13 protein-coding genes are annotated in these 13,887 nt (G+C 72.4%); 8 read left to right on the top strand and 5 right to left on the bottom strand.

Translation table 11 applies throughout. The annotated features are described in order from the left end of the window. Positions 1-14 precede the first annotated feature (14 nt). The 3 genes from ACWPQI_RS12320 to ACWPQI_RS12330 all read right to left on the bottom strand — a co-directional run bounded on the left by ACWPQI_RS12320 (position 15) and on the right by ACWPQI_RS12330 (position 3,601). Positions 15-1,811 (bottom strand): alpha/beta fold hydrolase, encoded by a 1,797-nt coding sequence (locus ACWPQI_RS12320; RefSeq protein ID WP_040269743.1) that lies wholly within the window; start codon positions 1,809-1,811, stop codon positions 15-17. Between the two features lie 96 nt (positions 1,812-1,907). Beyond that, the gene (locus ACWPQI_RS12325) at positions 1,908-2,723 is read right to left on the bottom strand and encodes a thioesterase family protein (RefSeq protein WP_010596460.1); all 816 of its coding nucleotides are present in this window, start codon (positions 2,721-2,723) and stop codon (positions 1,908-1,910) included. Further along, entirely contained in the window at positions 2,720-3,601 is an 882-nt protein-coding gene (locus ACWPQI_RS12330) for a RecB family exonuclease (RefSeq protein ID WP_040269745.1), read from the bottom strand. Before ACWPQI_RS12330 ends, ACWPQI_RS12325 begins: the two co-directional genes overlap by 4 nt. A 70-nt stretch (positions 3,602-3,671) precedes the next feature. Between ACWPQI_RS12330 and ACWPQI_RS12335 the strand changes: the two genes are divergently transcribed. Further along, positions 3,672-4,523 (top strand): tRNA (adenine-N1)-methyltransferase, encoded by an 852-nt coding sequence (locus tag ACWPQI_RS12335; RefSeq protein ID WP_010596458.1) that lies wholly within the window; start codon positions 3,672-3,674, stop codon positions 4,521-4,523. Positions 4,524-4,547: 24 nt separating this feature from the next. Here ACWPQI_RS12335 and ACWPQI_RS12340 read toward each other — a convergent pair whose 3' ends face one another. Then, positions 4,548-5,045 (bottom strand): WKL family lipoprotein, encoded by a 498-nt coding sequence (locus tag ACWPQI_RS12340; protein ID WP_040269747.1) that lies wholly within the window; start codon positions 5,043-5,045, stop codon positions 4,548-4,550. A gap of 173 nt (positions 5,046-5,218) precedes the next feature. On the opposite strand from ACWPQI_RS12340, the gene arc reads away from it, so the two are divergent. From arc to prcA, 6 genes are all read left to right on the top strand, one after another. Next, on the top strand, positions 5,219-7,003 hold the full coding sequence (gene arc, locus ACWPQI_RS12345) for a proteasome ATPase (RefSeq protein WP_099527978.1): 1,785 nt from the start codon (positions 5,219-5,221) through the stop codon (positions 7,001-7,003). A gap of 73 nt (positions 7,004-7,076) precedes the next feature. Next, a complete protein-coding gene (locus ACWPQI_RS12350; RefSeq protein WP_017681809.1) occupies positions 7,077-7,499 on the top strand; it encodes a nitroreductase family deazaflavin-dependent oxidoreductase in 423 nt (140 codons plus the stop codon). 10 nt (positions 7,500-7,509) lie between these two features. Continuing rightward, complete coding sequence (gene dop, locus ACWPQI_RS12355) at positions 7,510-9,003, top strand: depupylase/deamidase Dop (RefSeq protein ID WP_010596453.1); 1,494 nt, start codon at positions 7,510-7,512, stop codon at positions 9,001-9,003. A gap of 138 nt (positions 9,004-9,141) precedes the next feature. Next, positions 9,142-9,333 (top strand): ubiquitin-like protein Pup, encoded by a 192-nt coding sequence (locus tag ACWPQI_RS12360; RefSeq protein ID WP_003937722.1) that lies wholly within the window; start codon positions 9,142-9,144, stop codon positions 9,331-9,333. Between the two features lie 44 nt (positions 9,334-9,377). Further along, positions 9,378-10,196, top strand: a complete 819-nt coding sequence (gene prcB, locus ACWPQI_RS12365) for a proteasome subunit beta (RefSeq protein ID WP_017681810.1) — start codon at positions 9,378-9,380, stop codon at positions 10,194-10,196. Further along, complete coding sequence (gene prcA / locus ACWPQI_RS12370) at positions 10,193-10,990, top strand: proteasome subunit alpha (RefSeq protein ID WP_474738827.1); 798 nt, start codon at positions 10,193-10,195, stop codon at positions 10,988-10,990. The genes prcB and prcA overlap by 4 nt, the downstream gene beginning before the upstream one ends. On the opposite strand, the gene ACWPQI_RS12375 is transcribed toward prcA, so the two are convergent. Continuing rightward, complete coding sequence (locus tag ACWPQI_RS12375) at positions 10,978-12,450, bottom strand: bifunctional phosphatase PAP2/diacylglycerol kinase family protein (protein WP_203011872.1); 1,473 nt, start codon at positions 12,448-12,450, stop codon at positions 10,978-10,980. The two genes, prcA and ACWPQI_RS12375, sit on opposite strands and share 13 nt — an antisense overlap. Before the next feature lie 64 nt (positions 12,451-12,514). On the opposite strand from ACWPQI_RS12375, the gene pafA reads away from it, so the two are divergent. Beyond that, positions 12,515-13,873: a Pup--protein ligase gene (pafA, locus tag ACWPQI_RS12380; protein WP_003937216.1), complete on the top strand. Its 1,359-nt coding sequence runs from the start codon at positions 12,515-12,517 to the stop codon at positions 13,871-13,873. The last annotated feature ends 14 nt before the right edge of the window (positions 13,874-13,887 follow it).

Genomic DNA, 13,887 nt, shown 5'->3' on the forward strand with positions numbered 1-13,887 from the left:
GAGCGCCCGGCGCGTCAGCGCCCGGGGCAGGTGCCGGGGGCGGCGGTGCCGGCGAGACGCTGTTCGGTCCAGGTGAGCAGGTCGGGTACGAGCGGGGAGTCCTCGGCGACGAGCCCGAGGTGGTCCCGGCCGGGATAGGTGCGGTAGTCCAGGGCCCAGTTCTCGGCGCAGCGGTCGCGCACGTAGCCGTCCTGCACGGCGGCGGTGACGAGGGAATCGGTGGCGCCCTGCGCGAGCAGGACGGGCACGGCCATCGTGCCGGTGGGGACGTTCTCCGCGAGGCGGCGGCCGAGGGGTCCGGTAGTGGGGTCGGTGCGCAGCACGGATCGGTCGCGACTGAGCGAGAGTGCCGACAGGACCGAGACGTAGACGGCGGGTTCGGACAGGCACCTCGTCGCCATCTCGCGCACGAGGGTGCGGGCGGCGGGCCCGACGTAGGTGTCGCCGTCGACGTCGTCGTAGACCGCGGTGTAGGCGGCGAGGACGTACGAGGCGAACACGCTGCCGCCGGGAACGGTGTCGAGTCCGGTGGTCAGCGCGACGGTGTCGCTGGCGGGGGCCATCACGGCGATCCCGGCGACGGGTGTGTCCGGGGCGTAGGTGGGGGCGAGCAGCCCCGCCCACAGGGCCGCGTGCCCGCCCTGCGAGTGCCCCCACACGACGGTGCGGTCGGCGAGGTCGAGGTGGTCGAGCTGGTGGGCTGCGCGCACAGCGTCGAGCACCGAGCGTCCTTCGCCCTGCCCGATCAGGTACGGGTGCGGGCCTGCGGTGCCCAGGCCGACGTAGTCGGTGGCCACCAGAGCCCAGCCGCGGTCGAGGAGCGCGGACTCGGCGGGCAGGGCGCCGGCGCCGAGCGGGTCGTCGAGGAGGGTGGGCGCGCAGGGTTCGGCGAAACCGGTGGTCCCGTGGGCCCAGGCGATCACCGGTCGAGGTCCGGGCGGGGCGTTCTTCGCGACCACGACCAGGGCGCTGGCCACGGCGGGCTGGTTGTCGTCGCGGGTGGTGGTGTAGAGGATGCGCCAGGCCTCGGCGCCGTCGGGGACGGCGCGGGTGAACGGTTCGGCGCGCAGCAGCGCGCCGGGATGATCGGGCATCCGGTGCGGTGCGGTGTAGAACGCGTCGACGACGGGGGAGCCGGCGCGCAGGCGGACCGCGACGCCGGCTGCGGCGACGGCCACGAGCAGCGCGAGAACCGCCACGGCCGGTCGCCGGTACCGGGCCGGGGTGCGGCGGGGCGCCGTCGGGGTGGGGCCGGGGGTGCGGTCGTCGAGGGCGGCGAGTCCGTCGCCGATGCGGGTGAGGCCGAAGAACACGGTGCGGATGCCGAACAGGAAGGCGACGACGAGGACCGTGACGTCGGGCCAGCGCCAGGCGAGGACACCGAACACGATGTCGGCGAGGCCGAGGACTGCGGTGGTGAGTCGCTCGTCGAGGTCGCCGCGGGCGGCGCGGGCCAGACGCAGGGCGCCGCCGACGACGAGGGCGAGCGCGACGGCGGGGGCGAGCAGATCCAGGGCCCGGCCGAGCCAGGCGAGGACGACGATGCCGAACCCGATCCAGGCGAGGGCAGTGGCGATGGCCGCCGCACCGGCGTGGGAGCGGTGCGCGGCGAGCAGGTCGGCGGCGCCGGCGGTGATCGCGGCCAGGCCGATCAGCAGGCCCAGCGCGGACAGTGAGGTCAGCGGTCTCGTCGTGAGCAGCAGGCCGAGCAGCAGACAGACGAGTCCGAGGAGCACGGACGTCCACCACGGTGCCGTGCGCAGCGCGGCGGTGGCGGCGCGGGCTCGGCGGTGGGGACCGGTCGCGGGCATGTCGTCCTCCCCTGGCGCCGACCGAAATGTCCGGTCGAGTGTGGCACGGTCCGCGGGCGTCCGCCCGGTGATCGGTGGTCGGTGCCCGCGGCGGGGTCAGCGGGGGCGGACCTGCACGGTCTGCGCGATCCGTCCGACGGCGCCGTCCTCGTCGTACAGCACGCCGGCGGTCATGCCCACCCCGTCCGGGCCGGTGGAGGTCTCGGCGCTGATGCCGATCCATTCGCCGGTCGGTTCCCGGAACAGGTGCACCGTCAGGTCGGTGTTGAGGAATGTCCACTCGGCGGGGTCGAGCTTGGAGCCGACACCGTTGGCGACGTCGGCGACGGTGAACAGCCGCTCCACGGGGGTGGGGGCTTCGCCCTCGACGAGTGCGACGTCGGTGCGCAGCCACGCTGCCGACGGCCCGGGCGCCCCGATGGGGGTGATGGTGCGCCAGTCCAGGGTGCGCACGAACCCGGTCTGCCAGAAGTCGGCGTCGGGGTGTTCGACGGTGCCGCGAGCGGGTGGCGGCAGCGGTGCGTCGGCGGTGTGGGCGACCTCGGGCAGTTCGGTGGTCTGCATGCGCCAGGCGGTGCCGCGGGCCACGGCGCGGGCGGTGCCGTCGGGGCCGGCGGCCCACAGCTCGGCGACGACGAGTTCGACCTTGCGGCCGGGGCGGTCGATGCGGGTGCGGACCTCGATCTCGGTCAGCGGCACCGGGCCGAGCAGTTCGACGCAGATGCGGGTCAGTCGGGCGTCGGGTCGTCGGCCGTGGCGGTCGAGGGCGCGGGCCAGCAGCGCGGACGGCGGGGCGCCGTGCTGCATCGTCGGTGCCCACGTGCTGACGGTGTGCGCGGTGGGCTGGAAGCGTTCGACGTCGGCGCTGGGGTTGCTCCCGTCGATCGGCACGAAGTACGCCGCGTCGCTCACTCGTTCGTCTCCTCCTCGGTGCGGTCCGCACCGGCGTGTTCGTCCGGGCGGTCCGGATAGGGCGGGGCGGTGCCGCCGAATGCCGGGCACCGCACCCGATGATCGCACCACCGGCACAGCGGTCCCGGGTTGGGCCGGAAGTCCTGTGCGTCGGTCGCGGTGCGCACGGCCGCCCAGAGGGCGCGCAGGGTGGTCTCGAAGCGGCGCAGCTCGTCCTGGTCGGGGGTGTAGTCGAGCACCTGTCCGTCCGCGAGGTACAGCAGTCGCAGCCGCGCCGGCACCACGCCGCGGGTGCGCAGCATCACCAGGGCGTAGAACTTCAGTTGGAACAGTGCCGCCGCCTCGCCGTCGGGCCGGGGGGAGCGGCCGGTCTTGTAGTCGACCACGCGCAGCAGGCCCTGCGGGGAGATGTCGAGCCGGTCGACGAAGCCGCGCAGCCGCGGCCCGTCGTCCAGGTCGGTCTCCACCCGCAGCTCGCACGCCTCGGGGGTGAACGCGGTGGGGTCCTCGAGGGTGAAGTAGCGGGCGAGCAGGGCGCGGGCCTCGGCGAGGAACCGGTCGCGCTGGTCCTCGCCGATCACCTCGGCGAGGGCGGGTTCGTGCTCGACGAGCCGCCGCCAGGCCGGTGCCACCAGCTCGGCGGCGGGGGCGGGCAGCCGGTCGGCGGCGGGCAGGGTGAACAACGCTTCGAGGGCTGCGTGGACGAGACTGCCGCGCAGCTGGGCTCGCGACGGGACCTCCGGGATGCGGTCGATCGCCCGGAACCGGTAGAGCAGGGGGCAGCGTTTGAAGTCGGCGGCACGGGACGGCGACAGCGCCGGTGGCCGCGGTGCCGCGGGCCGGTCGTCGGTGGGGGGCGTGGTCGCGGCCGGGTTCACACCTGGCAGGGTATGGCCCGGGACCGACACGGTGTCGGTCCCGGTGGAGCGGACGAAGGTGGATACGGCGATGGCAGCAGGTGGACTCGGGCGCAGCGGACCGTTCGAGGTCGGTGACCGGGTGCAGCTCACCGACGCCAAGGGCCGCAAGTACACGGTGGTGCTCGAGGCGGGCAAGGAGTTCCACACCCACCGGGGCGGGATCCTGCACGACGCGCTGCTCGGCGCGGACGAGGGCAGCGTCGTCACCTCCACGAACGGCACCCCGTATCTGGCGTTGCGGCCGCTGCTGACGGACTACGTGCTGTCCATGCCGCGTGGGGCGCAGGTGATCTACCCGAAGGACGCCGCGCAGATCGTGCACGAGGGTGATGTGTTCCCCGGCGCCCGGGTACTCGAGGCCGGTGCCGGTTCGGGTGCGCTGACCTGTTCGCTGCTGCGGGCGGTGGGACCGACCGGCCGGGTGGTGTCCTACGAGGTGCGCGAGGATCACGCCGAGCATGCGGTGCGCAACGTCGAGACCTTCTTCGGGCAGCGTCCCGGGAACTGGGATCTGACGGTGGGGGACGTCGCGGACTACGACCTGGACCGGCACGGTCCGGTCGACCGGGTGGTGCTGGACATGCTGGCCCCGTGGGATGCTCTGCCGACGGCGGCGAAGGCGCTGGTGCCCGGTGGGGTGCTGATCGTGTACGTGGCGACGGTGACTCAGCTGTCGAAGGTGGTCGAGGCGCTGCGGGAGCAGACCTGCTGGACGGAACCGCGGTCGTGGGAGTCGATGGTGCGCGGCTGGCACGTGGTGGGTCTGGCGGTGCGGCCGGAGCACCGGATGCAGGGGCACACCGCGTTCCTGGTCAGCGCCCGCCGTCTCGCCGAGGGCACCGTCACGCCGAAGCCGCAGCGCCGGCCGAGCAAGGGCTGATCCGGCCGGGGGCCGAGCGCTCGGTCACCGGCAGGTCAGGGACCCCATCGCCAGGACCTGGCAGGTGCTCTCGTCCGCCAGGTGCCAGGTTCCGTCCTCCCGCTCGAACGTCATCGGCATCGGGGCGCCGCCGTGCGGGCCGGTGACCTGCACGGTCGCCGTGACCGTGTCGCCGTCGACGGACTCGACGGTGTCGACGTCGGCGGTGAGCGGGTAGCCGGCGAGCACCCCGTTGAACTGTTCGAGCAGCGCGGCCCGCGCCGCGCCGTTCTCGACGATCGCGGTCTTGTCGGCCGCCGGCACCGCCGGGTCGAAGAACGTCGCCAGCACGGCGTCGAGTTCGGCCGCGGACGCGGCGGACGGGGCGGCGGTGGACTGGACGGCGGTGGACTGGACGGCGGTGGACTGGACGGCGGTGGACTGGACGGCGGCACCGGTGGAGTCGCCGGTGGCGCAGGCCGGCAGCGCGGTCAGTGCGGTGGCGGCGACGGCGGCAGCTGCCCACCTGGTGCGAGTGGTCACGGAAGTCCTTTCGACCCGGCTGCGAGAAAGGCAAGGCTAACATCGGTCGCGGGGTCCCGGGTCGCCGCCGTGAGGAATCCGACACGCATTCGCCGCATGCCGATTTCGCGTCGCACCACACAGTCGGCCGTCTGCCGGTAGCGTGGAATGACCGATAGTGGAGGGAGTCGCACATGAGCTCGACAGAGAACCCGGATTCGGTTGCGGCGGCACAAGAACTCGAAGCGCTGCGCGCCGAGGCGACCGCCCTGCGGCGGCGGCTCGTCGAACCGTCCGAACAGGTCCGTGACCTCGAGGCCCGGATCGACTCCCTGACCGTGCGCAACGGCAAGCTGATGGACACCCTCAAAGAGGCCCGCCAGCAGCTGATCACCCTGCGCGAGGAAGTCGACCGGCTCGGTCAGCCCCCCAGCGGTTACGGGGTGCTGCTCGGCATCTACGACGACCAGACCGTGGACGTGTTCACCTCCGGCCGCAAGATGCGGGTCACCGTGTCCCCGAACCTCGAACCCGAGTCGTTCGTCTCCGGACAGACGGTCCGGTTGAACGAGGCGCTGACCGTCGTCGAAGCCGGCGGCTTCGAGCGGGTCGGGGAGATCACCACCTTGCGCGAGGTCCTCGACGACGGCACCCGCGCCCTCGTGGTCGGACACGCCGACGAGGAACGCATCGTGTGGCTGGCCGCGCCGCTGGCCGCCGCGGCGGCAGCCGCGGCCGGGATCGTCGAGGTCGGCGAGGGCGGCGAGGACACCGAAGCGTCGTTCAAGCTGCGGCCGGGCGACTCGCTGCTGGTCGACAGCAAGGCCGGGTACGCCTTCGAGCGCATCCCCAAGGCCGAGGTCGAGGACCTCGTCCTCGAAGAGGTTCCCGACGTCGACTACAACGACATCGGTGGCCTCGGCCGGCAGATCGAACAGATCCGCGACGCGGTGGAACTGCCGTTCCTGCACAAGGACCTGTTCCGGGAATACGCGCTGCGCCCACCCAAGGGGGTGCTGCTCTACGGCCCGCCCGGCTGCGGCAAGACCCTCATCGCCAAGGCCGTCGCCAATTCGCTCGCCAAGAAGATCGCCGAGGCCCGCGGCGAGGATTCGAAGGAGGCCAAGTCCTACTTCCTCAACATCAAGGGCCCCGAACTGCTCAACAAGTTCGTCGGCGAGACCGAACGCCACATCCGGTTGATCTTCCAGCGGGCGCGGGAGAAGGCGTCCGAAGGCACCCCGGTGATCGTGTTCTTCGACGAGATGGACTCGATCTTCCGCACCCGCGGCTCCGGGGTGTCCTCCGACGTCGAGACCACGGTGGTGCCGCAGCTGCTGTCGGAGATCGACGGTGTCGAGGGCCTCGAGAACGTCATCGTGATCGGCGCGTCCAACCGGGAGGACATGATCGACCCGGCGATCCTGCGGCCCGGCCGGCTCGACGTGAAGATCAAGATCGAACGGCCCGACGCCGAGGCGGCACTGGACATCTTCTCCAAGTACCTCACCGAGGGACTGCCGGTGCACGCCGACGACCTCGCCGAGTTCGGCGGGCACCGCGGTGCGTGCGTGCGCGCGATGATCGAACGGGTCGTCGACCGGATGTACGCCGAGAGCGAGGAGAACCGCTTCCTCGAAGTGACGTACGCCAACGGTGACAAGGAGGTCCTGTACTTCAAGGACTTCAACTCCGGGGCGATGATCCAGAACATCGTCGACCGCGCCAAGAAGTACGCGATCAAGTCGGTGCTCGAGACCGGGGCACCGGGCCTGCGGGTGCAGCACCTGCTCGACTCCATCGTCGACGAATTCGCCGAGAACGAGGACCTGCCCAACACCACCAACCCGGACGACTGGGCACGGATCTCGGGCAAGAAGGGCGAACGCATCGTCTACATCCGCACCCTGGTCACCGGTAAGAACGCCAGCGCCAGCCGGGCGATCGACACCGAGTCGAACACCGGCCAGTACCTGTGACGCCGTCCCGGTGGGGCCGCCGCGGGGAGCGGCGGCCCCACCGGGACCCGACGCGACCGGCAGGAGGGTGAGCGTGCCGCTGCCCCGTGCCCTCGCCCGGTTCAACCGGGTGGTCACCAACCGGCTCGCCCGGCCCGTCGCCGGGCACCTGCCGGGCACGGCGATCGTCGAACATCGCGGCCGGCGCAGCGGGCGCCGCTATCGCACCCCGGTGCTGGTGTTCGGCCGCGCAGGCGGCTACCGCATCGCACTGACCTACGGTCCCCGGACCGACTGGGTGCGCAACGTGCGTGCCGCGGGCGGCTGCACCCTGCACCACCGCGGCCGCCGTCTCGACCTCGTCGACCCCGTCCTCGGCCGCGACCCGACGGCGGGCTGGGCGCCGCCCGGGGTCCGCCAGGTCCTGCGCGCGACCGGCTCGGTGGAGTTTCTCGACACCGCCGTCGCCCCACCTTCCGCCCGTCCCGGCCCGCCCGACCCGGCGCCGATCGCCTAACCTCGACGTCATGCAGCGGATCATCGGCATCGAGGTCGAGTACGGGATCTCCTCACCCAACGAGCCCACAGCGAACCCGATCCTCACGTCCACCCAGGCGGTGCTGGCGTACGCGGCCGCCGAGGGCGTGCCCCGCGCCAAGCGCACCCGCTGGGACTACGAGGTCGAATCCCCCCTGCGCGACGCCCGCGGCTTCGACCTGGGCCGGTTCAACGGCCCGGCCCCGGTCATCGACGCCGACGAGGTCGGCGCCGCCAACATGATCCTCACCAACGGCGCCCGGCTGTACGTCGACCACGCCCACCCGGAGTACTCGGCGCCGGAGGTCACCGACCCCCTCGACGCGGTCATCTGGGACAAGGCCGGCGAACGGGTGATGGAGGCGGCCGCCCGGCACGCCTCGAGCGTGCCCGGCGCGCCGCGCCTGCAGTTGTACAAGAACAACGTCGACGGCAAGGGCGCCTCGTACGGCACCCACGAGAACTACCTCATGGCCCGCGACACGCCGTTCTCGGCGGTGGTCGCGGGGTTGACCCCGTTCTTCGTCTCCCGGCAGGTGATCACCGGCTCCGGCCGGGTCGGCATCGGCCAGTCCGGCGACGAGGCCGGATTCCAGTTGTCGCAGCGCGCCGACTACATCGAGGTCGAGGTCGGGCTCGAGACCACCCTCAAGCGGGGCATCATCAACACCCGCGACGAGCCGCACGCCGACGCCGACAAGTACCGGCGCCTGCATGTCATCATCGGCGACGCCAACCTCGCCGAGATGTCGACCTACCTCAAGGTCGGCACCACCGCGCTGGTGCTGGATCTGATCGAGGCCGGTGTGGACCTGTCGGATCTGCAGCTGGCGCGGCCGGTCACCGCCGTGCACCACATCAGCCACGACCCCACGCTGCGCAAGACCGTGGCCCTGACCGACGGCCGGGAGCTGACCGGCCTGGCCCTGCAGCGGATCTACCACGAGCGGGTCGCGACGTTCCACGACGGCACCGACGACAAGCGGGTCCGCGACATCCTCGACAAGTGGGCGATGGTCCTCGACCTGCTCGAACGCGACCCCATGGACTGCGCGCACCTGCTGGACTGGCCCGCGAAACTGCGCCTGCTCGAGGGTTTCCGCAACCGGGAGGGCCTGGCGTGGTCGGCGCCGCGGCTGCATCTGGTGGACCTGCAGTACTCCGACGTGCGGCTGGACAAGGGCCTGTACAACCGGCTCGTCGCCCGCGGCTCGATGGAGCGCCTGGTCGCCGAGCAGGATGTGCTCGACGCGGTGCATACCCCGCCGTCGGACACCCGCGCGTTCTTCCGCGGCGAATGCCTGCGCCGGTTCGGCGCCGACATCGCCGCCGCCAGCTGGGACTCGGTGATCTTCGACCTGGGCGGCGAATCGCTGGTGCGCATCCCCACCCTCGAGCCGCTGCGCGGCAGCCGCGCGCACGTCGGCAAGTTGCTCGACTCGGTGGATTCGGCGGCCGCGCTGGTCGACGAACTGACCAGCTGACCCGCCCGGGCGGGCGCGACACGCGCGTAGTCGCGCGGAGTGTCGCATCTGCTCGGTAGGGTGGAGGTCCGAGCAGTCGGTGCTCGCGCCGGTCGCGGCCGGGGCGGGCGCCACGAACGAACGAGGAGGTCGACCGCTATGGCTCAGGAGCGGACCACACGCGGTGGCGGAGGCGACGACGACGAGGTCGTCGGCGACGGCGGTGCCGGTCAGGAACGACGCGAGAAGCTCGCGGCCGAGACCGACGACCTGCTCGACGAGATCGACGACGTGCTCGAGGAGAACGCCGAGGACTTCGTGCGTGCGTACGTGCAGAAGGGCGGCCAGTGACAGCGGAGCGTTCGCCGATCCCGTTCCCCGTCCACCCGCCGCACATGCCGTTCGGTTCCCCGCTGTCCTCGTTCTCCGACCACCTGCGCCTGCACGCGCCGGAACTGCTGCCGGAGAACCGTCCCGGGCTGCGCGGCGCCGACGCGGACATCGCCCCGCACGGCACCACGATCGTCGCGGTGACGTTCGCCGGTGGGGTGCTGATCGCCGGTGACCGGCGCGCCACCATGGGCAACATGGTGGCCAGCCGGGACGTGCAGAAGGTGTTCGTCACCGACAGCTACTCCGCGGCCGGGATCGCCGGCACCGCCGGGCTGGCCGTCGAGCTCGTGCGCCTGTTCGCGGTGGAACTCGAGCACTACGAGAAGATCGAAGGTGTCCCGCTGACCTTCGACGGTAAGGCCAACCGGTTGTCGTCGATGGTGCGCGGCAACCTCGGGGCCGCGATGCAGGGCCTGGCGGTGGTCCCGCTGCTGGTCGGCTACGACCTCGAGGCGCCGGACCCGCAGCGCGCCGGCCGGATCGTGTCCTACGACGTGGTGGGGGGCCGCTACGAGGAGCGCGCCGGCTACCACGCGGTGGGCTCGGGGTCGTTGTTCGCCAAGTCGTCGCTCAAGAAGCTCTACCGCGCCGACGCGGACCAGGCGGCGGCGCTGCGCACCGTCGTCGAGGCCCTCTACGACGCCGCCGACGACGACACCGCCACCGGCGGCCCGGACACCGCCCGCGGCATCTATCCCACCGCGGTGGTCATCACCGCCGACGGCGCTGTCGAGGTACCGGAGCAGACATTGTCCGAGCTGGCCCGCACCGTCGTCGCGGACCGCACCGTCACCGAGTCCGGGCAGGGAGGTGCGCTGTGACGCTGCCGTACTATGCGTCCGCCGAGCAGATCATGCGCGATCGCTCGGAACTGGCGCGCAAGGGCATCGCGCGGGGCCGCAGTGTGGTCGTGCTGATCTACGCCGACGGGGTGGTGTTCGTTGCCGAGAACCCGTCGAAGGCCCTGCACAAGGTCAGTGAACTGTACGACCGCATCGGATTCGCCGCGGTCGGCAAGTACAACGAGTTCGAGAACCTGCGGCGCGCCGGGATCGTGCACGCCGACATGCGCGGCTATTCCTACGACCGGCGCGATGTGACCGTGCGGTCGCTGGCCAACGCCTACGCCCAGACCCTGGGCACCATCTTCACCGAGCAGCCCAAGCCGTACGAGGTGGAGATCTGCGTCGCCGAGGTCGGCCGCGCCGAGTCCGCCGACACGGCGCAGCTGTACCGCATCACCTACGACGGGTCGATCGTCGACGAACCGCAGTTCGTGGTGATGGGTGGGCACACCGAACCCATCGCCACCGCGCTACGCGAGTCGTACCGGCCGGGGCTGTCCCTCGCCGAGGCGGTGCAGGTCGCAGTGCAGGCCTTGCAGCAGGTGCCCGCCGCCGGACCCGAGAACGGCACCCGGGTGCTCGGCCGCGCCGAACTCGAGGTGGCGGTGCTCGAGAAGCCCCGCCCGCGCCGCGCGTTCCGCCGCATCACCGGCGCCGCGCTCGACCAGTTGCTGCCGGGCAGTGACACCGCCGGGGCGGGCAGTGACACCGCCGGGCCGGGCAGTGACACCGCCGGGGCGGACGGAGCGGAGCCCGCTCAGGGTTCCTGATCGACGGGCCGGTAGACGGTCAGCGCGCCGGGGGCGCTGCGGAACTCGAACCGCGTGCCCTCGGCGAGGACCTCACCGTCGGTGGCCAGGGCGACCCGCCCGTCACGCACCCGCACCGACAGCGCCGGCGCATCGCGCCGCACGTGGATCGGGGACCCGGCGAGGCTGCCGGTGGCCGCGGCCGCGAGCAGTCGCGTCCGCGACCAGTGCAGATCGGCCCGCAGATACCGCACGTCCAGGGTCCCGGTGTCGAGGCGGGGCCGTGACATCGGCACCCGATCGTCCGGTGCGTACCGTCCGTTGCCGACGAACAGCAACCACACCGCGGTGGGCACCCCGTCCAGCGACACCCGCAGCGGGCTCGCGGTCGCGAGGACCGCGGCCAACGCCGCCGCGGCGGCCGGCCACTTGCCGATCCGCGGCTCCCAGCGTTCGCGCAGCCGCACCGAGTCCGGATAGCCGCCCACGCTGGCGGTGTTGACGAACACCGGGCCACCCTCCGGCCCGGACCTGTCGACCTGTACCCGGCCGAGATCCACGCGCTGGGCCTGCCCGCGCTCGACCGCGCGCACGGTCTGCTCCAGGTCGAGCAGCCCGGCGTCGCGCGCGAAATGGTTCAGGGTGCCGCCCGGGAACACCGCCAGCGGCAGGCCGTGCGCCACGGCCGCGCCGGCCGCGGCCCGCACGGTGCCGTCCCCGCCGTGTACGCCGAGCGCCGCGGGGGCGTGCTCGGCGACGTACCGGTCGAGTTGGGCGGTGAACTCCTGGTCCGGGTCGAGGACGATCACCCGTGCCCGGGGCAGCGCCGCGGCGATCGCGTCCGCGCCGTCGTCCCGGCCCGCGTCGGGGTTGACCAGCACCAGCAGGTCCCGGCCCTGCGGCAGGGCGGGGGCCGGGGCGGGTGGGCCCAGCCGGGCGGGCTCCTCGGTGCGGACCGCCCACCAGCGCCGGGTGGCCAGGGCCACCGCCGTGCCGAGGGCGACGCCGGTGACCACGTCGGCCGGCCAGTGCACCCCGGTGTGCACCCGGGAGTAGGCGACCGCCGCGGCCACCGGCGCGAGCACGGCCCCCGCCAGCGGGGATTCGAGGGCCATCCCGGTGGCGAAGGCCGCCGCCGACGCCGAATGCCCGGACGGGAACGACGACGAGCGTGGCGTCGGCAGCGAGCGGCGCAGCGGCCCGTCCTGCCGGGCCGGGGGGCGGCGGCGCGGCAGCAGCGGCTTGAGCACCCCGTTGGCCAGGGCGCTGGCCCCGCCCAGGGCCAGCAGGCCGCGGACGGCGCCGCGCCGGGGCCGTCCGCCCATCGCGGCGCACGCCGCGGCGCAGCCCAGCCACAGCCGACCGTGGTCGGCGGCGCGGCTCAGGCCGCGCAGCACGGGGTCGGCGGGGGAGGGCCGCAGGGCGGCGCTGCCCGCGAACAGGGACCGGTCCAGGCGTGTCAACAGTGCGGGGGCGAACATCACGGGTTCGACGGTAATCCCGTTGCGGCTCATGCTCGGTGATTCCGCGCGGTACTGTCGAAGTGTGCAGCGACGAATCATGGGCATCGAGACGGAGTTCGGCGTCACGTGCACCTTCCACGGGCACCGGCGGCTGAGCCCGGACGAGGTCGCCCGGTATCTGTTCCGCCGGGTGGTGTCCTGGGGGCGCAGCTCGAACGTGTTCCTCCGCAACGGGGCGCGCCTGTACCTGGACGTCGGGTCGCACCCGGAGTACGCCACGGCCGAATGCGACGACCTTCTCCAGCTCGTCGAGCACGATCACGCCGGCGAGCGGGTGCTCGAGGAACTGCTGATCGACGCCGAGCAGCGCCTCGCCGAGGAGGGCATCGGCGGGGACATCTACCTGTTCAAGAACAACACCGACTCGGCCGGCAACTCCTACGGCTGCCACGAGAACTACCTCGTGGTGCGGGCGGGGGAGTTCTCCCGCATCTCGGACGTGCTGCTGCCGTTCCTGGTGACGCGGCAGTTGATCTGCGGCGCCGGGAAGGTGCTGCAGACCCCCAAGGCGGCCACGTTCTGCCTGTCGCAGCGCGCCGAGCACATCTGGGAGGGCGTGTCGTCGGCGACCACCCGGTCCCGGCCGATCATCAACACCCGCGACGAGCCGCACGCCGACGCCGAGAAGTACCGGCGGTTGCACGTGATCGTCGGGGACTCGAACATGTCCGAGACCACCACGATGCTCAAGGTCGGCTCCGCGTCGCTGGTGCTCGAGATGATCGAGGCCGGGGTGGCGTTCCGCGACTTCGCGCTCGACAATCCGATCCGGGCCATCCGGGAGGTCAGCCACGACCTGACCGGGCGCAGGCCGGTGCGCCTGGCCGGTGGCCGGCAGGCCAGCGCCCTCGACATCCAGCGCGAGTATCACGGCCGGGCGGTGGAGTACCTGCGCACCCGCGAACCCGATCCGCACGTCGAGCAGGTGGTGGATCTGTGGGGCCGGGTGCTCGACGCGGTCGAGTCGCAGGACTTCGCGAAGGTCGAAACCGAGGTCGACTGGGTGATCAAGCGCAAGCTGTTCCAGCGCTACCAGGACCGCTACGACCTGGAGCTGTCCGACCCGAAGATCGCCCAGCTGGACCTGGCGTACCACGACATCAAACGCGGGCGCGGGGTGTTCGACCTGCTTCAGCGCAAGGGCCTGGCCACGCGGCTGACCGACGACGAGTCCGTCGACGCGGCCGTGCACACCCCGCCGCAGACCACCCGGGCGAAGCTGCGCGGCGACTTCATCGCCGCCGCGCAGGACGCGGGCCGCGACTTCACCGTGGACTGGGTGCACCTCAAGCTCAACGATCAGGCGCAGCGCACGGTCCTGTGCAAGGACCCGTTCCGCTCGGTCGACGAACGCGTCGAACGGCTCATCGCCTCGATGTAGGAGCGCCCCGGGGT

The organism is Rhodococcus sp. LMD, from assembly GCF_056108245.1.

Coding starts and splice junctions, on each gene's coding strand:
- ACWPQI_RS12320 (WP_040269743.1), bottom strand. CDS start 1,811: ATGCCCGCGACCGGTCCCCACCGCCGAGCCCGCGCCGCCACCGCCGCG.
- ACWPQI_RS12335 (WP_010596458.1), top strand. CDS start 3,672: ATGGCAGCAGGTGGACTCGGGCGCAGCGGACCGTTCGAGGTCGGTGAC.
- arc (WP_099527978.1), top strand. CDS start 5,219: ATGAGCTCGACAGAGAACCCGGATTCGGTTGCGGCGGCACAAGAACTC.
- dop (WP_010596453.1), top strand. CDS start 7,510: ATGCAGCGGATCATCGGCATCGAGGTCGAGTACGGGATCTCCTCACCC.
- ACWPQI_RS12360 (WP_003937722.1), top strand. CDS start 9,142: ATGGCTCAGGAGCGGACCACACGCGGTGGCGGAGGCGACGACGACGAG.
- prcB (WP_017681810.1), top strand. CDS start 9,378: ATGCCGTTCGGTTCCCCGCTGTCCTCGTTCTCCGACCACCTGCGCCTG.
- ACWPQI_RS12375 (WP_203011872.1), bottom strand. CDS start 12,450: ATGTTCGCCCCCGCACTGTTGACACGCCTGGACCGGTCCCTGTTCGCG.